This window comes from Prevotella dentasini JCM 15908 (assembly GCF_000614065.1).
GTDB lineage: Bacteria > Bacteroidota > Bacteroidia > Bacteroidales > Bacteroidaceae > Prevotella > Prevotella dentasini.
The window spans coordinates 84682-110769 of the sequence record NZ_BAKG01000006.1 but is presented as its reverse complement, the minus strand read 5'-3'; the positions used below and the strand labels follow the sequence as shown (position 1 = coordinate 110769).

Annotated in this window: 12 protein-coding genes and 8 pseudogenes; 7 read left to right on the top strand and 13 right to left on the bottom strand. The window is 54.6% G+C overall.

The genetic code is table 11. The features are described 5' to 3' along the window. Positions 1 to 13 precede the first annotated feature (13 nt). The gene (locus tag JCM15908_RS04550; protein WP_025002444.1) at positions 14 to 409 is read left to right on the top strand and encodes an HIT family protein; all 396 of its coding nucleotides are present in this window, start codon (positions 14 to 16) and stop codon (positions 407 to 409) included. Between the two features lie 203 nt (positions 410 to 612). Here JCM15908_RS04550 and JCM15908_RS04545 read toward each other — a convergent pair whose 3' ends face one another. The 6 genes and pseudogenes from JCM15908_RS04545 to bamJ (JCM15908_RS12310) all read right to left on the bottom strand — a co-directional run bounded on the left by JCM15908_RS04545 (position 613) and on the right by bamJ (JCM15908_RS12310) (position 7070). Continuing rightward, complete coding sequence (locus tag JCM15908_RS04545; protein ID WP_025002443.1) at positions 613 to 1626, bottom strand: M28 family peptidase; 1014 nt, start codon at positions 1624 to 1626, stop codon at positions 613 to 615. Between the two features lie 62 nt (positions 1627 to 1688). Beyond that, a complete protein-coding gene (locus JCM15908_RS04540) occupies positions 1689 to 3542 on the bottom strand; it encodes a membrane dipeptidase (protein ID WP_025002442.1) in 1854 nt (617 codons plus the stop codon). A 182-nt stretch (positions 3543 to 3724) separates the two neighbouring features. Beyond that, positions 3725 to 4188: pseudogene (locus JCM15908_RS12320) on the bottom strand (Lrp/AsnC family transcriptional regulator). Between the two features lie 191 nt (positions 4189 to 4379). Then, the gene (bamJ, locus tag JCM15908_RS04530; protein WP_025002441.1) at positions 4380 to 5396 is read right to left on the bottom strand and encodes a BamJ family beta-barrel-assembly machinery protein; all 1017 of its coding nucleotides are present in this window, start codon (positions 5394 to 5396) and stop codon (positions 4380 to 4382) included. Positions 5397 to 5487: 91 nt separating this feature from the next. Further along, positions 5488 to 6398, bottom strand: a pseudogene (gene bamJ / locus JCM15908_RS12315) (BamJ family beta-barrel-assembly machinery protein). A gap of 67 nt (positions 6399 to 6465) precedes the next feature. Next, positions 6466 to 7070: pseudogene (gene bamJ / locus JCM15908_RS12310) on the bottom strand (BamJ family beta-barrel-assembly machinery protein). Positions 7071 to 7274: 204 nt separating this feature from the next. Here bamJ (JCM15908_RS12310) and JCM15908_RS04515 point away from each other — a divergent pair. The 6 genes and pseudogenes from JCM15908_RS04515 to JCM15908_RS04490 all read left to right on the top strand — a co-directional run bounded on the left by JCM15908_RS04515 (position 7275) and on the right by JCM15908_RS04490 (position 14060). Next, entirely contained in the window at positions 7275 to 7970 is a 696-nt protein-coding gene (locus JCM15908_RS04515; protein ID WP_025002440.1) for an NAD-dependent deacylase, read from the top strand. Between the two features lie 412 nt (positions 7971 to 8382). Then, positions 8383 to 9030, top strand: coding sequence for a hypothetical protein (locus JCM15908_RS04510; RefSeq protein ID WP_025002439.1), 648 nt, complete (start codon positions 8383 to 8385; stop codon positions 9028 to 9030). Positions 9031 to 9252: 222 nt separating this feature from the next. Next, positions 9253 to 10763, top strand: a pseudogene (rpoN, locus tag JCM15908_RS12305) (RNA polymerase factor sigma-54). A gap of 112 nt (positions 10764 to 10875) precedes the next feature. Next, positions 10876 to 11492: pseudogene (locus JCM15908_RS12300) on the top strand (hypothetical protein). A 67-nt stretch (positions 11493 to 11559) separates the two neighbouring features. Beyond that, on the top strand, positions 11560 to 12066 hold the full coding sequence (gene purE, locus JCM15908_RS04495) for a 5-(carboxyamino)imidazole ribonucleotide mutase (protein WP_025002438.1): 507 nt from the start codon (positions 11560 to 11562) through the stop codon (positions 12064 to 12066). A gap of 86 nt (positions 12067 to 12152) precedes the next feature. Continuing rightward, positions 12153 to 14060, top strand: a complete 1908-nt coding sequence (locus tag JCM15908_RS04490) for a 4-hydroxy-3-methylbut-2-en-1-yl diphosphate synthase (RefSeq protein WP_025002437.1) — start codon at positions 12153 to 12155, stop codon at positions 14058 to 14060. Between the two features lie 329 nt (positions 14061 to 14389). Here the strand turns inward: JCM15908_RS04490 and JCM15908_RS04485 are convergent, their stop codons facing one another. The 7 genes and pseudogenes from JCM15908_RS04485 to JCM15908_RS04455 form a co-directional block, all read right to left on the bottom strand. Next, entirely contained in the window at positions 14390 to 15346 is a 957-nt protein-coding gene (locus JCM15908_RS04485) for a lysophospholipid acyltransferase family protein (RefSeq protein WP_025002436.1), read from the bottom strand. A 77-nt stretch (positions 15347 to 15423) separates the two neighbouring features. Next, positions 15424 to 17444: pseudogene (locus tag JCM15908_RS12295) on the bottom strand (LTA synthase family protein). Positions 17445 to 17466: 22 nt separating this feature from the next. Next, positions 17467 to 19325: pseudogene (locus JCM15908_RS12290) on the bottom strand (ABC transporter ATP-binding protein). A 280-nt stretch (positions 19326 to 19605) separates the two neighbouring features. Further along, positions 19606 to 20915 (bottom strand): annotated as a pseudogene (miaB, locus tag JCM15908_RS12285) (tRNA (N6-isopentenyl adenosine(37)-C2)-methylthiotransferase MiaB). A gap of 375 nt (positions 20916 to 21290) precedes the next feature. After that, positions 21291 to 23276: an Omp28-related outer membrane protein gene (locus tag JCM15908_RS04465; RefSeq protein ID WP_234396375.1), complete on the bottom strand. Its 1986-nt coding sequence runs from the start codon at positions 23274 to 23276 to the stop codon at positions 21291 to 21293. Positions 23277 to 23475: 199 nt separating this feature from the next. Further along, entirely contained in the window at positions 23476 to 25134 is a 1659-nt protein-coding gene (locus JCM15908_RS12280; protein WP_234396374.1) for a putative transporter, read from the bottom strand. A gap of 91 nt (positions 25135 to 25225) precedes the next feature. Further along, positions 25226 to 26044 (bottom strand): bifunctional hydroxymethylpyrimidine kinase/phosphomethylpyrimidine kinase, encoded by an 819-nt coding sequence (locus JCM15908_RS04455; protein WP_025002434.1) that lies wholly within the window; start codon positions 26042 to 26044, stop codon positions 25226 to 25228. Between the last annotated feature and the right edge of the window lie 44 nt (positions 26045 to 26088).

Genomic DNA, 26088 nt, shown 5'->3' with positions numbered 1-26088 from the left:
AGGAGGAGAAAAGATGACCATATTTTCCAAGATTGCAGCCGGTGAGATACCGAGCTACAAATGCGCAGAAAGCGACAAGTTCTATGCCTTCCTCGACATCAACCCCGTAGGGAAGGCACACACGCTGGTAATACCCCGCCGCGAGGTAGACTATATCTTCGATATGGAAGACGACGAACTGGCAGAGTTTCAGGTCTTTGCCAAGAAGGTGGCACGGGCCATCAGGACGGCCTTCCCCTGTAGGAAGGTAGCGCAGATAGTCCTCGGACTGGAGGTCGACCACGCGCATATCCATCTCGTCCCCATCAACAGCGAAGCCGACGTAGACTTCCACAAGCACGTAAAGGTAAGCGACGACGAACAGAAGGAAATAGCCGCAAAGATTCTGACAGCATTTCAGAGCCTTTAACCGCTACACGCCGTACGACAGAAACGACAAGCCCCGGTCTTCCCGAAGAAATTCAGGGAAGACCGGGGCTTCGTTTGTATCTTTCTGTACCGGCAGTTTCCGTCCCCTCGCCCGGGGCAGATGCCCTGCCGGTGTCCGCCACGCCCTGCCGGAAATACCCGGACACTATAGCGACAACGCCGGCACGGCAGGCGAAAACGGCCTTAGCTGAACAATACCTGTATCACCGTCTGGCCCACAGCCTGCAAAGTGGTCTTGTCGATGTGTTCCATCGTGTCGTTGACGGTATGCCATACGGGGCCGAACGAGCTGGCCTGACAGTCGGGATAGTACGGAATGATGTCTATGGTAGGGATGCCTGCCTTCTGATTGACGGGTACATGGTCGTCCGTAACCATACCGCCATCCGACTCGGGGAAGTAGCTGCCGAATCCGGCTGCCTGTGCTGCCGACCAGACACGGCTGACAACGTCGGGTGCAAACTGCTTCGACATGCCTTCGCGGTAGAACTGCGCTCCCTCGCCGCCAACCATATCGAGGAGGATTCCGAACATGGGCTTCACGGCAGTGGGGAAGTTTTCGGCATAGTAGTGGGCACCGAGAGCCCACGTGTCGCCCGTATCCTGATAGCCGGTCTCCCACTGTGGCAGTCCCCAGTCCTCGGCATCGAAGCACACAAAATCCACGCCGATGTTCAGGGTGCTGTCCGCCTGTAGCTGACGGGCTATCTCCAGCATCACGGCAACGCCCGACGCACCGTCGTTGGCAGCCATGACAGGCTTGCGGTGGTTGGCAGAATCGGGATCGTTATCGGCCCACGGACGGCTGTCCCAGTGGGCGCAGACAAGCACGCGCTGCTGTGCCTCGGGATTGAACTGGGCAATGATGTTGGTCGACTTCAGCGTCGTGCCGTCGTAGCCCTTGAGGTCTGCCTTCTGCTCCTGTACGGTACAGCCATACTGCCTGAACTTTCCGGCTATCCATTGTCCGCACTTCTCGTGTGCCTCGGAGTTCATTACGCGAGGCCCGAAAGCGCATTGCGCGGCAGTAAAGGCGTATGCCGAGTCGGGATTGAACTTAGGGCCGACAGGCTTGGCGGTCGCCACGGTGTCTGCATTGTTGTCGGTAGAGGTGGACTTACCCTTACAGCTGAAAACTGAAGTGGCAAGTGCAGCGGCTGCGAGGCAGCCAAGGAAAAGTTTTATTCTGGTCTTCATTGTTGGTGAAAAATTCTTGTTTAGAGAATCTCCCCTCCCTCGGAGGAGCTTGGCGAGGCTTTTTACCGCTGCGCCTGTGCCATGACGCGCAGCCAGTTTCCTCCCCATATTTTCTCAATATCGCGTTCGCTGTACTTCCTGCGCAGGAGATGGAGGGTGAAGTTAATCATCTCGCTTGCATCAGCCAGTCCCCTGACCGTGCCGTCTCCGTCGAAATCGGTGCCGATACCCACATGGTCGATGCCCATAACGCTGATGGCATGTTCCAGATGTGCCACAGCGTCGAGCACGGTAGCCTCTCCCGACTTTACGAGGAAGCCCTTGTAGAGCGTTATATGGGCCACGCCCCCCTTCGCAGCCAACGCACGCAGCTGCTCATCGGTAAGGTTTCTGGGCGAGTCGCAGAGGGCACGGCTGTTTGAATGGCTGCATACGATGGGTTGGCTGCTGATGTCCAACGCATCGTAGAAGCTCTTTTCGGCACCATGGCTAAGGTCAACGAGTATGCCGTTACGGTTCATCTCGCGGATGACCTCCGCGCCAAACTTGCTCACACCGCCGTGCGTATTGCATCCGCGGGCTGAGTCGCAGATGTCGTTGTCGCCGTTATGGCACAGCGTTATGTAGGTTACGCCTCTCTGCGCGAAGTGCTTGACATTCTCCAACTTATGTTCGAGGGCCAATCCGTTCTCTATCGCAAAGAGAATACTTCTCCTTCCCTTACGCTTGTCTTCGTAGATGTCGGACGGAGTGCGTGCTATGCTCAGGTAGCGTTGGTTCTTCTTGACAATCTGCTCTATCTTGTCGAAGATTAAGTCGGCATAGACCGCAGGCGTAAGGTTATCGAGCGAGGCAGTAAGTTCGGGGTTATACTTCTCCAGTCCGGCTACGTCTATCTTTGAAGAGAATGTTTCGCCAATCTTGGGTTGCGGCAGATAGGCTGCCATCGTAACGGCGTCCTGATGCCCCTCGGTCATTTTGTGGAGGTCGTAGAGGATGCGCCGGTCGCGCTGGTCGAACTGCACGCCCTGTGGGAAGAACATCGGCGTGTCGCAATGGGTATCGAGCGTGAGGACGCGCTGGTGGAGTTTCTTTGCCTGATAGAAGTTGTTCGCCTGTACGACAAGCCACTGAAAGAGCTTCAATCCGTCTTCTCCGAGAAATTCCGGGTGCCACTGGACACCCAATATAGGCTTGAACTCCGTGCTTTCTATGGCTTCTATCACACCGTCGGGGGATTTTGCCGTCGCCCGGAAGCGTGGCCCGGGAACAGAGACGGCCTGATGGTGGAACGAATTGACGCAGATGGTATCCTCCCTATATAAGGCCCGCAGAATGGAACCTCGTTCCAGAGAGACCGTATGCGTCGGTTCCGACCAGCCGGCATCCTGACTATGCTTGATGGAAGCAGCATGCAGCTTGGTTATCACCACGTCTTTCCCGAGCTTCTTCTCTATTGTTTGCTCGGTCTTTATGTAGTCTTCATAGATGTCCTGCTGCACTTTCCCGTCCAAAGCCATCACAATGGTCTGTATACCGCGGCATATTCCGAGTATCGGTATCTGACGATTGAACGCCAGACGGGTCAGAAGGAGTTCCGGAAGGTCCCGGGAGGCATTGATGCCATGCAGCTTTGTCGATGGCTCCTCGCCTGCCCAGAGCGGGTTGAAGTCGGCCCCACCCGACAATATCAGCCCGTCGAGATGCGAAAGCGTGTTGATGACGACCTCCTTGTCGGCAACAGGCGGAATCAGCAGGGGCGTTCCACCGGCAGCCACGACCTGTTCATAATAGAATTTGCGTATGGTAGCATCGCAATCCGAGAAGTTTGTCGTGATGCCAATAACGGGACGGTGCTGCGCCTCGGGGTATGTCGCATAGACTTTATCGAGATACGACTGCAAATCGTAGTTCATTTCTTTTGCTGTTTGACTGACTTTCTTCTGCTGTTTGAGCGATTTTCTTTTGCTGTTTGAGCGAGTATAATTGGCATAATCCGACGAGTCAGACTGGTCATACTGGTCCGACTCGACTCAGACAGAGGCTTTTCCTTTCGGCTTCCCCTACCCTATTTCAAGGCCAACTGACTTGTCTGGCGTTATAGCCCGGTCGCAATGGGAATCTCGCGCTTAATGCTCTGCTCAAGAGATATAAGCGTTTCCGTCGAGACAACGCCGGGAATAATCTGTATCTGTGCGTTGAGCAAGTCCATAAGCTGCTCATTGTCCTTGGCATAGAGCTTCACCAGCATCGTGTAATGGCCTGTCGTGAAATGACATTCCACCACTTCGGGAATCTGGTTGAGCTTTTCGACCACCTCCTTATACATAGATCCGCGTTCGAGATTGAGTCCTACGTATGTACAGGTAGTATATCCGAGGCTCTTGGGGTTCACGTCGAATCCGCTGCCGTGATGACTCCATTCTCTATCAGGTGTTGCACGCGTTGGTGAATGGCCGCACGCGACACGCCACATTCGGCTGCCACATCCTTGAACGGGATACGGGCGTTATGGGAAAGGATTCCTAATATCTTCTTATCAAGTCTGTCTATCTTTTCCATTTATTTAATATTTTGGCATCAACAGATTAATGCCACGATGTTAATACTTTTCAATCTGAAAGCAAAAGTAGTCAATTAATATGATATAATCAACAAGTTGATACAAAAAATGCGCCTAAAAGGCGCATTTTGTTGTTCTTTAATGTTTCGTGGGCGTAAAAGCATCGCTTAGGCCCCGTACGAATCCCGTATTACTTCTTTCTCGCAGCCGGCTTGCCACCCTTGGCAGCAGGCTTTGCAGGAGTGGCCTTAACAACGGGCTTTTCCTTCATTCCCGTGGTTTCAGCAGGCTTTTCCTCAATGCCCTTCAGCTCTAAAGTGAATATCAAAGCAGAGTAGGGGTCGATGTCGCGACCTGCTCCGCGCTCGCCATAAGCCAAGTTCTGCGGAATGAAAATCTCCCACTTCGAGCCTACCGGCATCATGGTCAGAGCCTCGGTCCAACCCTTTATGAGTCCGCCCACGCCAAAAGTATCGAACTCGGTACCGTGCTTGGATGTGGCATCAAATACCTTTCCGTCGAGCGTCTTGCCTTCATAGACCACGCGAACCCTGTCGGTCGTATTCGGAGTAGGGCCTGTTCCCTGCGTGATAATGCGGTACTGAAGACCATCGGGCAGGGTGATGACTCCCGGACGCTTTGCATTCTCGGCAAGAAACTTTTCGCCTGCCGCCTTGTTGAAGGCCATCTTCTCATTCTTCACGGCCGTCTGCCTTGTCCGGAAGAAGTCTTCCGCCGCTGCCTGCCTGAAGAAAGTAGTGTCTTTCTCCAACGCTGCGAGAAATCCACGGTACAGCATCTCGGCATCAATCTTCTCTGACGAACCCTCGAACTGGCTCTCTACGTTCGGGAGCATGCTCTTTTCTACCTGCGTAGCCACTTCCATACCTGCCGCATAAGCCGCGAAGCCGGAGTCCTTACGGTGCTCTATGCCGTACTTCAGGCCACGGAGGAAGTCGGGCATCTGCTCCTTGGTCAGCCCGACGCGCTTGGTAAGATAGGCGTCGAGACCGACTGTCATAGACATACCTGCGGCATAGCTGACTGAGTCTGCCGAGGTCTTGAGTTCTATCTTCTGACATGCTGTGTCGCAGGCGGCTTCCGTCTGCTGCCTGTTCTTCTTTTCCTTCTTCTTTCCCTGTGCGCTTGCCGTGCTGAAAGCTGCACCGCCAACGACGAGAAGAGCTAAAATCAATGTCTTTTTCATATCCTTTCTGATGATGTTTAAGCTATGACAAGGAGGATATAATCAAGGCCGGACACGAATATCCGACCTTGTTCCTCCTACTGATATATCTTTAATGCTTATGCTGTGCGTCTGGTTCAGACTTCGGAGCAGCCTCCGGGGTCTTCTCGATAGAGAGCAACTCAACGGTGAAGACGAGGGTAGAGAACGGCTTGATGGCCGGATTGGGTTCCTGAGCACCATAACCTGCGGAGTAAGGGATGTAGATTTCCCACTTCGAGCCTACAGGCATGTGGGTCAGGGCCTCGGTGAAGCCTTCGATAACACCGCCTACCGGCATTCTTGCAGCGTCGTTCTTGTCGAATACCTTTCCGTCAAGGGTCTTGCCTACATAGCTGATTTTCACGATGTCAGAAGCCTTCGGAAGTGCACCCGTGCCTTTCTTGAGTTCCTTATACTGCACGCCCTTGCCGAGCTTCTTTACGTCTGCCTTCTTGGCATTGGCTACCATGAAGGCGTCGCTCTTCTTCTTGTTGGCTCCGTAGGTCTTCTCGGCAGCCTTGGCCTGAATGGCTTTCGAGGTCGCCTGCTCTACCGAACGTGCCTGCTCTACGGTCATCTTCTGCCCCTTGCCCTTTGCGCTGGCAGCGAAACCTGCGATGAAGTTGTTCAGCGAGATGGTCTTCGTAGAGTCTTCGCCGAATATCTGACGGTTGATTTGGTTCTTGATAACCATGTTCATCTGCATGCCCACACCGATACCGGCATTGTATGCCGCTTTCTTCTTGTCGTCTACGTTCTTCGCGCCATCGTTCATGCCCTTGACAAACTCGTCGATATAGGCCGTGTCAATGTCCATCTGCTGAAGATACTGCTTTACGTTCTGACCCTGATCAATGCCGAAAGCATAGCTCAGAGAGTCGATGTCGGACTTCAGCTCTTCCTTCGGAGCTGAAGAGTTGCCACAAGATGTGAATGTTGCCGTGGCGATAGCATAGCGGCTAAGATTGAAATTTTCTTCATTTTATGTTGTGTTTGTTATATACTATTGACTGAATGGAGCTTTCCAAAGCCCTTCCGAAAGAGGGAATCACACAACCTCTATCAGCTCTACATCGAAGACGAGAGCTGCAAACGGGGGGATGGAAGCACCTGCACCACGCTCGCCATAGGCCAGATTGTAAGGGATGAAGAAGCGGTATTTCGCGCCTTCCTGCATCAGCTGTACGCCTTCGGTCCAGCCCGCAATGACCTGATTCAGCCCGAACGTCGCTGCCTGCCCCCGGTCGTAGGAGCTGTCGAACTTGGTACCGTCTATCAGCGTACCCTCGTAGTGGCACTTGACTTGGTCGGTAGCCTTTGGCTTCTTGCCGTTGCCTTCCTTCAGTACCTGATACTGCAAGCCTGACGGCAGCGTAACGACCCCTTCGTTCTTCGCATTGGCTGCGAGAAACTCCTCGCCTGCCTGCTTGGCAGCCTTGCCTGCCTCGGCCGCAGCTGCCTGCTGCTTGGCTCCTGTTCGGCAAAGAAGTTGTTGACAAGCGTCTGAGCCTCATTGTGGTCTACCTGCAGCTTGTTGCCGGAGACAACGTCCTTGATAGCCTGTGCGAAGTCATCTATATTCAGTTCGCTTGCGCCCATCCCGGCGAGTTGGGAACCGATACCGATGCCCAGTGCATAGCTTAATTTGTCCATTTCTATCGTTGCTTTTATAATAAAATAATGTGCAAAGATACTATTTTTACAACATAGTAGGGCAATAATCTAATTAAAATAACTAAATTTGTAGAGGAGAACCAACGGGAGAACCCAACGGCCTTTGCAGCTGCATACGGCTTGCCGCCCCAAACGGGACAGCCAGCCTGCCGGACGGCTCCCCTGACTAAAAACAGCAGAACTATGAAGAAAATCGTATTCCTGACAGGTGCCGGCATGTCGGTAGAGAGTGGATTCAAGACCTTCCGCGGCAACGACGGGCTGTGGGAGAACTACCCCGTGGAGCAGGTAGCGTCGCATCAGGGATGGGAAGCCGACCCTACGCTCGTCACCAACTTCTACAACATGCTCCGAAAGAAGCTCTACGATGCCGGGCCGAACGAGGGGCACCGCCTCATCCGGACGCTCGAAGACCGCTACGACGTTACGGTCATCACCCAGAACGTCGACAACCTGCACGAGAAGGCAGGTTCACGGCACGTCATCCACCTGCATGGCGAGCTCACGAAGGTATGTTCGAGCAGAGAGCCCTACGACTCCCGATACATTGAGGAGCTGACGCCGGAACGCTGCGAGGTCGTTCCCGGCACACAGGCCGGCGACGGCAGCCTGCTCCGCCCGTTCATAGTGTTCTTCGGCGAGGCTGTCCCTATGATGGAGCCGGCGATTGCCGAGGCACAGAAGGCCGACATCTTCGTCATCGTGGGTACTTCGCTGAATGTCTATCCGGCTGCCGGACTGGTGCAGTATGTCCGTCGCGGCACGCCCGTCTACCTGATTGACCCGGACGACGTGGCCTCGGGAGGAATCGGGAACGTTACGCATATAAAGAAAGGGGCGAGCGAAGGCATGAGAACGCTGTGCGGACTGATAGGGTAGGGGACTGCCCCGGCAAGAGGATTACGGCATAGCCGAAAGGCCGGAAAGCCCGTCCGGCAAAACGAACAAGCCCGTTTCGCTGTGTCAAAGTGCCGTTTTGACCATGCGAAACGGGCACTTTCGCAACACCTCTGCAACTGACTGATATACTGAACCTTACAAGACGCCTTTTTCTCTGCAAAAGGCCATACCTGCCGCATGTCCCGTAAGGCAGGATTTCCATGCCCGTGAAGCGATACGGAAGGGCATATTCTTCCCTCCGACACCATGAAAGACACGTGCCGCAACGGCTTCCCCCCCGGCCCTCCGGCCTGTCGTGCCCCCACCTCACAGATAGTCTGCCTTTTATTTGGCAATTACTTGGAAAAGAGGTATCTTTGCCATAACGAAACCAAGACATCCTTTCCTGCTTATGGCAACACATCCCCTATGGTCCGACGAATACTGGCTGCTCCTGCTTCAGCTCTACATGAAGAAGCCGGAAGGACTGAAACCACCCTACTCCCGTGCGCTGGTCGACCTCAGCCTCGAACTCCATATTCCGCCCCAAAGCCTCTACGAACAGATGTTCCGCCTACGACAGTGCGAGACGCCCGTCCTTCGGCTTATCCGGGACACCTATGCCGGAAACCCGAAGAAGCTCGCCAAGGACGTGAAGCGGCTGCGGTCGATGACGGGATTCGGGCAGCCGGCAGCGTTCTACGAGGGAGTTGCCGTCAGGGAAACCTTCGAGCGCGACTTCCTGCCCTTGGAACAAGACAGGGAACTGAAGCCAGTCATGCTCATTATGATACTCGACCTGTACTTCCGGCTGACGCCCATCACGATGGCAGAGGAGACACCCGAGGTGCAGGAACTGGCCCGGCTGCTGAAGATTCGGGCCGGAAAGATAGTCGGAATCATGGACATCTTCCAGCTCTGCGACCCCTACCTGAACCGCAACGAGTTCATCGTCTCGCCGCTCCTCCTGCCCTGTCAGGAAGTCTGGGAACGGTACGGAAACGGCGAACCCGGGAAACTTTCGGCCTTGGCAGCCCAATTGCGCGACTACTTCAGGTAGCGGAAGCCACGGCTATCTGCTTATCTCACAGGGCGATAAAAATCCGCCGCCCATCCCGCAGGGGCAGATGCCCCGTCCGCCCGCAGAAAGCCGGACGGATCGGACTGACGGGCCGTTTGTCTCCGTATTCTGCCATAAACTCGCACAAGGGTGAAAAAGTCTTGGCAACAGTATCGTATCTATTAGTTTTTTATTACTTTTGCAAACGTAATTCAGGTCAGAATGGCACAAGGACAAATACAGATTCAGCAACAGAAACAGAAGCTCGTACAGCGTCTCTCCCATCAGCAGATACTGCTGGTGAAGCTGTTGGAGATGCCGCTGACCGAACTTGAAGAGAGCGTCAACGCCGAACTCGACGACAATCCTGCCCTCGAAATGGGCGGCAGCGAGGCAGGCGAGACAGAACATACCGACAGCACGGACGGCAACGGCGACGACTTCGACCTGCAACAGGAGCGCGAAGAGCGGCAGGATGCCCTCGACACGGCTCTCGAACGGATGCGGTCGGACGACGACCTGCTACCTTCGACAGCCGGCAGCAGCGGAACAATGCCGACTACGAGGAGATGGTCTATGGCGATACGACCTCGTTCATCGACAAGCTCAACGAGCAGGTGGGCGAACGCGAGCTGACCGAACGGCAGAGGAGCATCATTGAGTATATCATAGGGAGCCTCGACGACGACGGACTCCTCCGTAAGAGCCTCGAAAGTATCAGCGACGAGCTTGCCATCTATCACAATCTGGACTGCACAGAGGGCGAACTGGAGGAGGTTCTGCTGATTCTTCAGGACTTCGACCCGGCAGGCATCGGTGCCCGTTCCCTGCAGGAGTGCCTGCTGTTGCAGGTAGACCGCAAGGTGGAAAACGGAGAGTGGGACGGCAATAGCAGCGTTTACAGGTATCTGCGCACCATCCTTTCCGACTATTTCGAGGCTTTCACGAAGAAGCGGTGGGACAAGATACAGGCTTCCCTCGGCCTCAACGACATTCAGACAGAGGCCCTTCAGCACGAGATTCGCAAGCTGAACCCGAAGCCGGGGTCGTCGATGGGCGAGACGCAGGGACGCAATATACAGCAGATAACGCCCGACTTCATTGTCGATACCGAAGACGACGGGACGGTAACATTCACCCTCAACCAAGGGAACCTGCCCGAACTGCACGTTTCGCAGGCTTTCAACGAGATGGTGGCAGCCTATAAGGAGAACAAAAACGGAATGACCCGACAGGCGAAGGAGGCTCTGCTCTATGCCAAGGAGAAGGTGGAGAAGGCGCAAGGCTTCATAGAGGCCATCAGGCAACGCCGAATGACGCTCCAAACAACAATGAAAGCCATCATCGACATACAGCACAAGTTCTTTCAGGACGGCGACGAGGCGGACCTGAAGCCGATGATTCTCAAGGACATTGCCGACCGCACGGGACTGGACATATCGACTATATCGCGCGTCAGCAACATCAAGTATGCGCAAACCCGGTGGGGCACGTTCCCCCTTCGGTTCTTCTTCACCGACAGCTATACCACCGGGGACGGCGAGGAGCTTTCCACACGCAAGATAAAGATGGCCCTCAAGGAGGTCATTGCCGGAGAGGACAAGCAGCGGCCGCTCAGCGACGAGGCTCTCGCCAAGGTGATGAAAGAGAAGGGATTTCCCATAGCGCGCCGGACAGTAGCCAAATATCGCGAACAGATGAACCTCCCCGTAGCACGGCTGCGCAGGGAATAGATGGGCCGGTAACGGGTAATAGGTGATGAGAGTTTGCCCTTCCGCCATACGCAATCAGCAACATCCACCGCCCCGGCCCGTCAGCATCCGGCAACCGGCAACCAACAACCAGATGACAGAAAAGAACATCATACTCACCGCACGGGTCATCAGCATGCTGCTGACACCCTTCTACCTGCCGTCGTAGGGTTGCTGGCGATATTCATCTTCAGCTATCTCAGCACGTACCCATGGCAGGCAAAGCTGTCGCTGGTGCTGTTGGTATATCTCTTTACCGTCCTTATCCCGACGCTTCTCATCCACATCTACCGGCAGTATCACGGATGGACACCCGTTCAGCTCGGACAGAAGGAACGGCGGATGATACCCTATATCATCTCCATTGTCTGTTACTTCACGTGCTTCTACATCATGAACGTGCTCCACCTGCCCCATCTGATTACGTCAATACTGATGGTTGCCCTCGTCATTCAGGTGCTTTGCGCCATCATCAACGTATGGTGGAAGATTTCTACCCACACAGCGGCCATCGGAGGAGTACTCGGCAGCCTTGTCGCCTTTTCGATGCTGCTCAGCTTCAACCCCGTATGGTGGATTTTCCTGACCACCATCCTGTCGGGAATCGTAGGCTCCAGCCGCATCATCCTGCGGCAACATTCGCTCGAGCAAGTCTCTTGCGGACTGTTTCTCGGCATTGTCAGCTCTTTCATCACCATCCTGCTGATATGACATTCTTACCCTTCGGCATCCGCAACCACCCATCGTCCCACAGCCAACTCCCAAAAACAGAATAATTATGAAACCATTAGTAAGCATTATCATGGGCTCGACCAGCGACCTGCCCGTTATGGAAAAAGCCTGCAAGTGGCTTGAAGAGCAGGAGATTCCTTTCGAAGTGAACGCCCTCTCGGCCCACCGCACTCCCGACGCCGTCGAAACCTTCGCCAAAGAAGCCAAGGGCCGCGGCATCAAGGTGATTATTGCAGGTGCCGGCATGGCTGCCGCACTGCCCGGAGTCATCGCCGCCTCTACGCCGCTGCCCGTTATCGGCGTGCCCATCAAGGGGATGCTTGACGGTCTGGATGCCATGCTTTCCATCATACAGATGCCTCCCGGTATTCCCGTTGCGACCGTCGGAGTGAACGGAGCGCAAAATGCGGCTATCCTTGCAGCCGAGATGATGGCACTGGGCGACGATACCATTGCTGCCAAAGTTGACGCATGGAAGGCTACGCTCGGCAAGAAGATAGAGAAAGCCAACCAAGAACTGGCTGCCATCAAGGACTATCGGTTCAAGTGCTAAGAACTTTCTTGTAATCCAAAATTCATGGCTCAAGATTCAGAATTGAGATTTTGAATGAGGGATTGCGAATTTTTGAACTAAAGAAAATGACAGACTTATTCAACTATAACCGCCGTCCTGCCTCCGTAACTCACGTGGGCGCACTCGACATAGGAGGGGAAAATCCCGTCCGGGTGCAGTCTATGACGACGACAAACACCAACGATACCGAGGCGAGCGTGGCACAGGCGGAGCGCATTGTCGAAGCCGGAGGCGAGCTGGTACGCCTTACCACACAGGGGAGGCGCGAGGCCGAGAACCTCAGGAACATCAATGCGCAGCTCCGTGCCGACGGCTATACGACACCGCTCTGCGCCGACGTACACTTCAACGCGAACGTGGCGGACGTCGCCGCCCTCTATGCGGAGAAGGTGCGCATCAATCCCGGCAACTACGTAGACCCGGGACGGACATTTAAGATGCTCGAGTACACCGACGAGGAATACGCACGGGAGCTTCGGAAAATAGAAGACCGGCTGACCCCGTTCATCGAAATCTGCAAGCAGAACCATACCGCCGTGCGCATCGGCGTGAACCACGGAAGTCTCTCCGACCGCATCATGTCGCGCTATGGAGATACTCCCGAAGGCATCGTAGAGAGCTGCATGGAGTTCCTCCGCATCTTCAAGAAACACGGATTCAGCGACATCGTCATCTCCATCAAGACCTCCAACACCGTAGTGATGGTGCGCTCGGTGCGCCTTCTGGTCGCAGAGATGGACAGGGAGGACATGCACTATCCGCTCCATTTGGGCGTTACGGAAGCCGGCGAGGGCGAGGACGGACGCATCAAGAGCGCGGTGGGAATAGGAGCACTCCTCGCCGACGGAATCGGAGACACCATCCGAGTATCGCTGAGCGAAGACCCGGAATGCGAAATTCCCGTAGCGAAATACCTGACGTGGCATATCCGCCGCCGTCAGGGCCATCTGCTCATCCCTGCCGAGCAGGCGGCAGACTTCGACTACCTCCGTCCCGAACGACGGAAGACCACGGCCGCAGGCAACATCGGGGGCGAAAACGTACCCGTAGTCATTGCCACGCGCAGGGCAGAAGACCTCACCAACGAGATTTCGTCACCCGGCCTCCCCACCCCCGACTACATCTACGTGCAGGGAGAATTGCCCGAAAAGCTCTCAGAGAAGCAGAAATACATACTCGACTTCAACGCCTACGCTGCACTGGCTGCCGAAAACAGACTGCCGGAAAAGAACGTATTCCCCATTTTCCCCGTTACGGGCATGCCGTTCATCAGCTCCGTCCACGCTCCCGTGAAGTTCCTCGTGCTGAAGTACGGCACTCCTTCTGAAGAGTTTCTGGCTTGTCTCAAGGCTCACCCCGAGGTGGTCGTAGTCTGCATGAGCAGCCACCAGAACCGCTTGGGCGACCAGCGTGCCCTCGTCCATCAGCTGATGGTGGCAGGCGTGAAGAACCCGGTCGTATTCGCAGAAATGTATCAACATTCCAACGCCACCCAACACCCGTCGCCCATCACCGCCAAGGAGCAGTTTCAGCTGGAGGCCGCCGCCGACATGGGCGCACTGATGGTGGACGGCCTGACGGACGGCCTGTGGCTGATGAACGACGGAGACCTCGCGCAAGAGGACGTAGAGCAGACTGCCTTTGCCATTCTGCAGGCAGGCAGGCTCCGCATGGTGAAGACAGAATACATCTCCTGCCCGGGCTGCGGACGCACCCTCTACGACCTCCGCACGACCATCGCACGCATCAAGGAAGCCACAAAGGGCATGACAGGACTGAAAATCGGCATCATGGGGTGTATTGTCAACGGTCCCGGGGAGATGGCCGACGCCGACTACGGATACGTAGGCGCAGGGCCGAAGAAGGTGAGCCTGTACCGGAAAAAGGTATGCGTAGAGCACAATATTCCCGAAGACGAGGCGGTAGAACATCTGCTCGCCCTCATCAAAGCCGACCAAAAAACAGAAGAATAAAGAAGACCCGTCGCACGAGAATACGGGCGAAAGCGTCAAGATATTTCACATTTTATGCTTCATCATGCCGTTTTCATGCGGTCAAAGTGCCACTTTCATTTGATGAAAGTGGCACTTTCACGTTACGAAAGCGGCATTTTCGCATCGCAAAATCAAGGCTTTGGAACTCGCTATATATCAGTATGTTACAACTGCACATCCCTTATCTCCACACGAGTATAGGAAAAAGGTGATGTAAAAATATTTCAGTGCATGCCTGAAAACACGGAGTGCCTATAGCAGACACGCCAAACCAGTCTCCTTCCCAAGGACAGGAAGGCCGGCGGAAATTAGAAAATCATCTCCTTCCCCTCGCGCAGGTGCACCTTCCCGTCGACTTCCTCGAAGTACTCGTCGAAGCGTTCGCGCGTGCGCTTCCAGCGGTTATGGCTCCAGAGATAGATTTCGGGCTGACGGCGGACAGACTTCTCAAGCTCCTTGAAATAGAGGTCTGTTATCTCGTAGTCGGGCAATCCTCGGGTCTCGCGGTGGATGACGCGCATCTCGCAGTTGTAGTGTCCGCGGCCGACACGGGTAACGTCGCCGTAGACAAACGCCTGCCCGGTGTGCCGCACAATACGCTCCGCACCCGTCAGCACGGGCGTATCGTGGTGGAGAAAGTCCACCCAGTGGTGTATGTTCCACCAGAAGGGGGTCTGGTCGGAGATATATCCGACGACGAGAGGCCTGCCTTCGCGCGAGAACCGGATAATCTTGCGGAGCGACTCCTGCATCGGGATGCAGAGGGCACCCTGCCGTTCGCGCACAAACTTGAAGAGACGGTCGAAGTATTCGTTCTCCAACGGATGGTAGAGCTGGCAGCAGAGCGAGCCGGGTGCCCAGTAGGGCAGGGCCGTTATCCACTCCCAGTTGCCCAAATGGCCGAGATAGACGGCAACAGACTGCCCCTCGGACAGGATTTGGTTGAACTCTTCCATTCCCGTAAAGGTCATCCGCTTCATCAGCTGCCGGCGGCTCATGGTCATCAGCTTGATGGTTTCGACCAAGTAATCGCAGAACCAGTGGTAGAATCCACGCTCAATGACGAGGAGTTCCTGCTCGCTCTTCTCGGGGAAACTGCTCTTGAGGTTGTTCCATATCACCCGATGGCGGTATCTGACGAGCCTTCCTGCAACGAGGTAGAGGGCATCGGAGATGAGGTAGAGCACCCAAAAGGGAAGGAGAGAAACCACGTACCAAAAGCCGTAGGCAAAGAGGTAGAGGAGACGGTATAACGCTTTCTTCATTGTTGTGAGTTGTTATGGTGGGCGGCTTACGGGCAGCCCGTCAGCCCTTTCCGGCAGGTCTGACTGTCTGCCGGGGGCTACTTGCCTGCCCGCGGGCCGGCAGCGGCAGCCGGAGAACCGGCACGCAGCTGGTCGTGCACCATACGGTACATATACTGGTAGATGATTCCCTTCAGCTCGCGCTCCATCTTTGCCTGTTCGGGAACACGCCCGACAAGGTTCCGCTGCATCAGAAGGTCAGTCAGACGGTAGACGGCGCGTGTCTTCTTTCCGTCCCACTGGAGTACGTAGCCATACTTGACGTACTGGTAGATGCCGTTCAGATAGTTCACGGCCCACGTCTCCCGGGCAGGCGTGCGGAGAAGGTCGAAACCGAAAGAGAGGTATTTCTCAGGATAGCCGACGTGGTTCAGCAGCGTCGGCATGATGTCTGTCTGCTGCGCAATGCCGTCTACGCGCCCCGGCTGAATCTCGCCCGACGGGTCGTAGATGATGATTGGCGAGCAGAAACCGCCTATGTCGGTCTTGTATTGTTCGTGGTCGCTCTGGTTGGTGTGGTCGCTCGTCAGCACGAAAATGGTGTTCTTGAACCATTTCTGCTTGCTCGCAGAGGCGAAAAACTTGCCGATGGCCATGTCCGTATAGCGGATGCACTTGTGTATGGGCAGGTTTTCCTCCTTATAGACATTCCTGTATTTCTCGGGGACTACGAAGGGGTCGTGGCTCGAAACGGTGAAGAGGGCGGTCATAAAAGGCTGCTTCATCTCGCCCATCTTCGTACAATAGTATTGCAGGAACGGCTCGTCCCATATTCCCCAGTTGCCATCGAAGTCCTTGTCGCCGCCAAACCGCGGGTCGGCAGCATAGTCCTGACGGCCGTAATAGCTCTGGAAACCTATCTTGTTGGCAAATGCCAAGAAGCCCATCGAGCCGCGGTTGGCACCGTGGAAGAAAGCAGTCTGGTAGCCCCAGCGGCTCAGCAGGCCCGGGATGCCCGTATAGTCGTTCATCGACGCAGGCGTGAGGATGAACGGTTCGCCGAAGCGCGGAATACCGCACAGGACGGACGGCATGCCGTCGATGCTCTTCCTGCCGTTGCAGAACGAGTATCTGTAGACGAGGCTCTTCTCTATCAGCTTGTCCACATAAGGCGTATAGCCTTGTATTTGCCTCCGAAAAAGTCCTTGTTGAAGCCGCCTATGTACTCCCGGCCGAAACTTTCGACTATCAGTATGACGATATTCTTCCTATTGGGCCGCGGTTTTCCTGCCGCCGCAGAGTCGGCATACTCCTGCTGATGGAACGGTGTATAGACTTGGGCAGAGGCTGCCAGAGAAGGGAAATAGTCGGGAACGGTGAAGTCTGACTTACCTATCGTGCGGATAAGGGCAAAGGGCGTGTTGAGCACCAAGGCGCAGTCGGTGGGCCGGTCTACGTACTGGTTGGCGTTGCTGATGGTAATCGGACGCACGCCCGACTGCAGGCCGCCACGGCATCCGGCAACGGTGAGCACGCCGGCAACGGCAAGGCAGGCAAAGAGCCGGGCAGAATACATCCACCGGCTCCGCACGCTGACATAGCTGCGGTAGTCGTTCCGGGGCATGGCATAGAGTTTCCAAGCCAGCCAGACCATTACGAAGAAGAGCAGAAGAAGGTACCAGTGAGTAACGGCATTGTGAAGCAGGATGCCGGAAATGTTGTTCTCGTTGTCAAATTCACGGAACACGCTCGTGGTGGTACGCCGCAGCGTGAAGGGGAAATAGACCGAATCGGCAAGATTTATGGCCAGAGAAGCGGCATTGACCACCACAAACAGCCACTTGCAGACCCTATGATAACCGCGGTTTTCCTTCAGCCAGAGGGGCAGAAGCATCATCACGATATAGGGAATGTGGGTATAGAGAATGGCGGAAGTATCGAAAAGCAGACTTCCCCGTACCCATGCGGAAAGGGAAGAAGCCGTCAGTCCGTCAGCGAAATAGCTGTAGTTGACGAAAAAATAAGCCAGTCGCGCCACAAGAAAAATGGCATACGCCATCGCCAAGTTAAGTATCAGGGCTATGGGCGAGGCAAATGTAGACTTCAGTAAGCGTCTCATTCAAATATTAAAACTTATCCTACTATATCTCCTGCATGTCGTGCAGCTTCCTGTAGTAGCCGTCCATTGCCATAAGCTCGTCGTGTGTTCCGCGCTCCACAATCTCTCCCTCGTGCATGACGCATATCTCGTCGGAGTTCTTGATGGTGGACAGCCGGTGGGCCACGGCAATGGTCGTGCGGGTCTTCATCAGCTTGTAGAGGGCGTCCTGAACCAGTCTCTCGCTCTCGGTATCGAGTGCCGACGTCGCCTCGTCAAGGATGAGGATGGGCGGATTCTTCAGTATGGCGCGGGCAATGCTGACGCGCTGACGCTGCCCCCCGGAGAGACGGCCGCCCCGGTCGCCGATGTTCGTCCCGTAGCCGTTCTCGCTCTGCATGATGAAGTCGTGTGCGTTGGCGATGCGCGCAGCATCCTCAATCGCCGAATCGGTCGCTGTCGAACCGAAAGAGATGTTGTTCCGGAAGCTGTCGTTGAACAATATCGCCTCCTGATTGACGTTTCCGATGAGCTGCCGCAGGTTGTGGACGCCCAAATCCTTCACGTTGATGCCGTCGATGAGGATTTCCCCCTCCTGAACGTCGTAGTATCGCGGAATGAGGTCGAGCAGTGTAGACTTTCCCGAGCCGCTCTGACCGACCAAGGCGACCGTCTTGCCCTTCGGTATAGTGAGGTTGATGTCCTTCAATACCCAGTGGAGCATGGTCTTTCCGTCCTTATCTTTCTCGTCTTTGTATGCAAAGCTGACGTGACGGAACTCTATCTGATGCTCGAAAGTGTCAAGACGAACCGGCTGGTCAGGCTCCTGTATCTCTACCTCGGCCTTGAGAATTTTGTCGACGCGCTCCATCGAGGCCAGTCCCTTGGGGATATTGTAGCTCGCACGGGAGAACTCTTTCAGCGGATTGATGATGCTGTAGAGTATAACAAGGTAGTATATGAAGGTGGGACCGCTGATGACGGGGTATTGTCCCAAGACAAGCGTTCCGCCAAACCAAAGGACAACGACTATCATCACCGTACCGAGAAACTCGCTCATGGGGTGGGCGAGCTGCTGGCGTATGCTGACGCGCATTATATCGTCGCGGTATTGCGAGTTGACCTTGTCAAACCGCCTGTTCATAATCTCCTCGGCACAGAACGCTTGATTACTCTCAGTCCGCCAAGTGTTTCCTCCACCTGACTCATGGTGTCGCTCCAAAGTCCTTGGGCGGTGATGCTGTTCTGCTTTAACCTGCGTCCCACCAGCCCCATAAACCATCCGAAGACGGGCACGAATATGAGGGTGAAGAGGGTAAGCTGCCACGAAATGAACAGCAAAGTGGAAAAATAAATGACTATGAGTACCGGATTCTTGAAGAGCATGTCGATGGACGACATGATGGAATTGTCTATTTCCTGCACGTCTCCGCTCATTCTGGCAATGATGTCTCCCTTCCGTTCCTCGCTGAAAAAGCCCAGAGAAAGGGACGTAATCTTCTCATAGAGCTGATTGCGGATGTCTCTTACCACGCCCGTTCGGATGGGAATGACAAATGCCGAGGAAAGAAAATAGGCACCAGTCTTGAGGAATGTCATAAAGGCCAGACCGAGGCCGATAACCAGCAGCAGCGTGGTCGGCCCCCAACTGGTAATATATATCTGCGTATAATAGTCGGCATTGTTGGACAAAACCTCCTTCAACGACCCTTCGCTCCACGCCATCACGTGGGTGGCACCTGTCCCTGCATCTACCTTGAAGAGGATTTGGAGCATCGGGATAAGCGTGGCAAAGGAGAAGATATTCAGCACCGCCGATATCACATTGAACACTACCGCCAGTACAAGATACTTCTTGTAGGGCGGAACAAACCTGCGCAAAACCTGAATAAATTCCTTCATACGTCTTATCTGCTTATCCTTTTCGGCCTAAGTTAGGCGGTCCTTCCTTCCATTCCGTTTCACCCAATTAAGTTTATCGTAGACATTATATGCCCTTTCTTTTTTTTTCTATTCCGCAAATATAGCATTAAAAAGGAAAACCACCAAGGATTTGTCGGTTTTATTGCTCTTCATGGCCTGTTCATCTTAAAACAACGGGCATAAGGGCTTCACACGACGATAACGACTATCACCCAAAATCCGAATCCTCAAACATTAAATACAAACGGCCTCCTCGCTATCAGCGTTGCGAGGTGGCCCCGGTGATGCACACACGGACGGTCTCGCCGATGTGGTGCCTGCCTTTCGGTATGACCACGGCCTTGTTCTGCTGCGTCCGGCCCATCAGCTGCTCGCGCTGCGCTTGCCGAACCGCTCTATGAGAATATCGAACTCCTTGCCTATATCGGCCTTGTTGCGCTCGGCAGAAATCTCGGTCTGAAGACGAATCAGCTCGTTCAGGCGGCGTATTTTCTCCTCTTCGGGAACGTTGTCGGGCAGGTGCTTGGCAGCGTATGTGCCCGGACGCTCGGAGTATTTGAACATGAAGGCGGAGTCGAACCCTACTTCCCGGACAAGGGAGAGCGTCTGCTGGAAATCCTCCTCGCTCTCGTCGTGATAGCCGACGAAGATGTCGGTGGTCAGACCGCAGTCGGGAATGAGGCGGCGGATAGTAGCTACCTTATTCATATAATCCTCGCGGGTGTACTTGCGGTTCATCATCCGGAGCACGTCGTTGCTTCCGCTCTGTACCGGAAAGTGGATATGGTGGCAGAGATTAGGCTCGGCGGCGACGGCTTCAATGATGTCATCCGACATATCCTCGGGGTTCGACGTCGTGAAACGGACACGCATGTCGGGCACGCTCTGCGCCACCTTGCGCAGCAGCTGGGCAAACGACGTGCCGCCCTCGGGACGCCTGCCGTTCGGCAACAGCCCGTAGGAGTTGACGTTCTGCCCGAGCAGCGTAACCTCCCTGAAGCCCTTGCCGTGCAAGTCGTTCACCTCGGAGAGGATGCTCTCCACGTCGCGCGAGCGTTCGCGGCCCCGCGTAAAGGGCACGATGCAGTAATGGCAGAAGTTGTTGCACCCGCGCATGATGCTGACAAAGCCCGACACGCGGTTGCCTCCGATGCGCTGGGGAACGACGCTGCGGTAGGTCTCGGTCGTAGACAGCTCTATGTTGAGTGCATTGTTTCCGTTCTCACACTGGGCAATCATGTCCGGCAGGTTCAGGTACGAGTCGGGGCCACATACAAGGTTCGCGTAGTGGTTCTCGATAAGGTCCTCGCGCACGCGCTCTGCCATACACCCGAGTACGCCGAGGATGAGCCGTCGGCCTTTCTTCTGCTCTGCGTGGAGCGTCTCAAGACGGTTGTAAATCTTGTTCTCTGCATTTTCGCGAATCGAACAGGTGTTGAGGAAAATGGCATCTGCCTCATCCTCATTCTCGCAGACGTCGTATCCAGCCATCTTCATCACCGAGGCAACGACCTCGGAGTCGGCCACATTCATCTGGCATCCGTAGGTCTCAATATAGAGCTTCTTCATTCTTTTCCTTATAATGTTGACGTGCAAAGGTAAGAAAATGTTCCCATCCCCACAAGTTAGCGACCGTTCTTTTGCCGAAAACGCGCCAAATGGCGGACCCATTGGATGCTGCCGGTCAGCTGCCCCTTTTCAGGCAAGAAACAGCCAAGCCTTAGCGGCAAATCGAAAGTGCCGTTTTCGCAGTGTCAAAGTGCCCCTTTCGCAGGGCCGGAACGGCACTTTCATTTCACCGGCAAATAGCGAGCATTTCTTTGCCGGACAGCAGACGTTTCACCGGCAAGCGACAACCGACAAAAAGCCCCGGCCAAGTCAATCCTCGGCCGGGGCTTCTCCCTTTATCTATCAGCACCACGCGGATGCCGCTGAGTTTCGTTTTTACTTAACCATAACCTTAACGGTAGAGCCATCAGACATCTTAACGATGTTCAGACCGCGCTGCGGAGCACTGATGCGACGACCGTCAACGGTGTAGCGGGCTACTTCCTTCAGTTCAACGCTCTTATTCTCTGAAACGCCGTCGATTCCGGCTGATGCAGAGAGATAGCTCTTTGCAGCATTTTCTATGCTACCGTCAGGGTTGATAATCATTGCAATGACAGCCACCTTGTCGTAGCCTGCTGTTTCGATAGCCTTCTTCATGGCGTTTCTCTTAGGCATCTCAAGCATGTAGGTATTGGTAACAACTTTGCCCTCTACGAGGTCTTCGATGCTTGCCTGATTTACGTGCGATGTGCTGTAAGAGCTTCCAATGAGTACGTCGTCAAAGTTCCAGACAATCGTGCTGGTTCCCTTTGAGCCACCTTTACCAAACTGCTGCAGGTCCTCCGGAAGTTGATCGGCAGAAACCTGAGAAGCATAGTAGTTGGCCTGCTTCCATGCAGATGTCGTTCCAGTAATGCCGTCGACGATAAGAGCGTAGGCAATGGTGTACTTGCCATTAACCAACGGATCGACGGTCGCAGTAGCAGTAACCTTCGTGTAGTCTTCATTGTATTCTCCCTTAACTTCTACTCCTACTTTGGCAGCACGTTCAAGAGCCTTCTGGAAGTCAATGCAAATATCGTCGCCAGTGCCATAATAGGGATCTATTGTATCGCCTTTACGGTCAATGATACAGCTTGGGGCACCTTTGAAACCAATAGTAGCGTATGAGTTAAAGTACATAGCGTCGTTGCTGTTGTACTGGTGAATACCTACACCCACAAAGCTGTCGCCGAACTTCTTGCGCATCTTCTCCATACCGACAAGGCCACGTGGACACCAACCACAGCCCGTTCCGGTAAATTCTTCTACGACAACACCACGCTTAACGAGCTTCTTAAGAGTGGTAAGGTTGAACTTAAGACTATTTTGAGTTGTCTCGTTCTTCACACCGTTTACCTTGGTAATGGTGAGAATCTTCTCCTTTACGCCCACCTGCTCGTCGGCATTGAGCTTGATGATGACCTCGAATGTACCACCGAACTTGGTAAACTTCTCGTTCAGCTTCACGTGCTTCTCCTCGCCTGCAACACCGTCAGAGGTGATGGTATAGTCAAAGTCGCTGACGCCTGCGCTACCGCCGTTAGCCAAAGTGAACTTGGTGTCAATGGTGCCACCCAAACCTACCGTCGGGCTTACAACCGACTGAGGAGTCAGAGCGTTCTGCGTGAACGTACCTTCTGCGAGAACCATGATGGCGAGGTTGCCATAAGTCTGTCCCTTGCAGTCGGTCCAGTCCTTCACATTAGCCGATGTTCTGAGCAAAAGACCATTTTCTGCCGTAATATTGTTACCTCCATCATAGGTAGTAACAATAGGAAACTTGTCGCCATCTTCCGAAAGTGCAGTAACGGTATAGCTATAGCCGATATACACGCCTTCCGTACCCACGGAGTAAGGAGTAGTCAGCTCTATGTCGTTGGCAGTTCCGCAATATCCCTGCTTCAGGTCTCCGGCACTGATTTTCGCCATATCGACGGCCTGGCTATAGTCAGCATCTGCAACCTTTGCAGGGAGCTTCTTTGACAGCCATACCTTAAGGTCTTTCAGATTTTTCTTGGAACGGAAGTAGATTCTTACGGCCTTGATGGTGTTTCCTGCCAGTACGGGATTGCCACCGGGAACGAATATAGCCTGATCGATGGTTTCTGCTGTCTGGGTTCCGAGTGCACTGCGCTGTCCTTCACCGTTGTAGACGGGACTCCACCAAACCTGATTCTCTGCCGCCTCGAGCTTATTGACAGCTGCCGGAGCATTTCTCTGGGTGTAGTTCTGCACGAAACTCTGTGTACTTGGGTCGCGATGGATATTCCCTACCTGTGCATTGGCAGTGAGTCCCAATGTTGCCGCGAAAGTCAAAAGAAGTAATTTTCTAATCATGGGGATTATTTTTAATGAATAACAATATTGCGCACAAATATACAAAATTATAGGAAGACGACAATAAAAAGAAGAGAAAAAATACAGATAAATTGCTATTTTTATGGTCAAAGCCACCAATTAATACCATTTTTACCCCTATTTCGTATAGCCGGCAGGGGACGATGCTACCTTGTGGAAGCACTTCCCCCGCTGCCGGCTATACGAAAAACATGACCAGCACCTGCGCTATGATGACGCGGATGAACATGCCCAGCGGATAGACGGCGGCATAGCTGATGTTGCCCGTCTCCCCTTTCAGGGTGTCGTTGGCGTATCCCAGTGCCATGGGGTTGGCCATTGAGCCGCAGAGAATACCACAGACGGTGCCGAAATCGAACTTCCTCGTGCGCAGGGCTACGATGCCTACAATGACAATCGGCACTACCGTGAGCAGGAAACCTGCCCCCACCCAGAGCAATCCCTCGGGACGGATGACGGTAGAGAGGAAGTCCTTGCCTGCGTCGAGGCCGAGGCAGGCAAGATAGAGTGCCAGTCCGAGCTTGCGGAGCATCAGCGACGCACTGCGCGTAGTGTAGGAAACGATGTGCAGGCGCGGCCCGAAGGCACCCACGATAATACCCATCATAATGGGGCCTCCTGCTATTCCGAGGCGGATAGGGGCATCCATGCCGGGCAGTGAGAGCGGAATCGTCCCCAGTGCAAGCCCGAGCATCATGCCGAGGAAGATGCTGCTGATGTTCGGCTCGTTGAGCGTCTTGACCGAATTGCCCAGATAGTGCTCGGCATGGTCTATTGCTCCGGGCTTGCCGATGATGGTCAGGCGGTCTCCGTACCGCAGGACGAGCCGCTCGGTAGCCAACAGCTTGATGTCGCCGCGCAGCACACGGCTGACGTTGACGCCGTACATGTCGCGCAGATGGAGCTGTCCGAGCCTCTTCCCGTTCAGTCCCGGCTTGGAGAGCACGATAATCCGGCTCTCCAGATGGGAGTCGATGTGGTTCCAGTCTATCTGTTCCTTGTTCCAGTCGCGCGTTACCTGCTTGCCGAAAAGTATCTCCATGCCGGCTGCCTCATCCTTGTTGGTGATGACGAGCAGGTTATCGTTCTCTTTCAGAACGGTTTCTCCCTTGGGGACAAGCACTTCCTTGTTGCGCCAGATTCGCGAGATGATGAACTTCAGGTGGGTTCCCTGCACTATCTCTGCCACCGTCTTGCCCACCAAGGCGGGGTTGACGACGACAAACTGCCCTATGTATGTATAGTCTTCCTCAGCGTCGTGGCGCAGTTCCAAGTCGGCAGGGCGGACGAAAAACTTACGGATGAATATCATGGCGAAGATGACCCCGACCACTCCGAGCGGATAGGTAACGGCAGTGGCGAGGGCGGCTTCTCCCCCGCTGTTGCCGACATGGGCCAGTGCCTGCTCCGCCGCACCGAGGGCAGGGGTATTGGTTGTCGCCCCGCAGAGTATGCCCACCATGGCCGACATGGGTATTCCCATGATATAGGTGAGGGCCACCGCCATTGCCGTTCCGACGAGTATCACCCCAAGCGACCACAGATTGAACATGGTGCCCTCCTGCCGGAACGAGCCGAAGAAGTTGGGCCCTACGTGCAGTCCGAGCGTATAAACGAAGAGCACCAGCCGAACGTCTCGCAGTAGGTGAGCATCTGGTGGTCTATCTGCAACCCGAAGCTGCCCACGCAATGCCGAAGAAGAAGACGAAGCGATGCCGAGCGATATTCCGCCCAGACGTATCTTGCCCAGAGTAAGCCCGATGGCGCATATCAGCGACAGGATAACGACTGCCTGCAATGCCGAGGGGATGTTGAATAGTCCGTTTATCCAGTTCATAAAGTCATTTCGTTGTCATACGTATTGTGAGATGATTCTCCCGAGGCGCGGGAAGCCCGGGACGGCCGCCCGGCAGCCTTCCCTATACCTATTATAATATACCGAGGAACTTCTCCACGGGTATGCCGCGGTTCTTGTCCTCGTTTTCCTTATTCCGGTCTATGAGCTGATAGACTCCGTCCATGGCTTTCTGCGTGCTTTCTACCAGCGGCTCGCCGCCGAGCAGGTGGCCTATGAGGATGGCGGAGAAGATGTCGCCCGTCCCGGGGAAGTGGACGGGTATCTCGGTATAGGGCAGGGCGAAGTAGTCTCCGCCCCCGGCGTCGTACCCGATGACCGAGGGCTGCCCGTCAACGGGAATCGACGTGATGAGCGCCGACCTCGTTCCGATGGTGCGGAGCTTGTCGAGGAGCCTCCGCCCCTCTTCTGCCGTTACGCCTTCGGGGCGGTAGGGCGAATCGGTGAGGTAGCACGACTCGGTGAAGTTGGGGAAGCAGAGGTCTGCCACGCCTATCATTTCGCGCATGGAGTTGATGGCCGACGGGGTTACACCGTTGTACAGCTTCCCCTCGTCGCCCATGATGGGGTCTACGAAGACGGTCGTCCCGAGGGCGGCCTGCTCGCGGCAGTAGGCCGAAACGAGCCTTGCCTGACGCTCGGAGGCTATGAAGCCCGTGGCAATGGAGTCGAAACGGAATCCCAGCTCTTTCCATACGGGGAAGACGCCCTTGATATAGTCGGTCGTCTCAAGTATGTTGAACTTGCCATAGTCGAGCGTATTGGAGACGAGAGCGGTAGGAAGGTTGTAGACGGGGTGTCCGAAATAGGACAGGATGGGCAGCATGGCTGCGGTAGCCACCTTGCCGTATCCTGCCATGTCGTTGATGAGGAGTATTTGTTTTTTGCTCATTGCTTGTTTATTATGTGGCTTCAAAATTTCTGCAAAGGTACGGG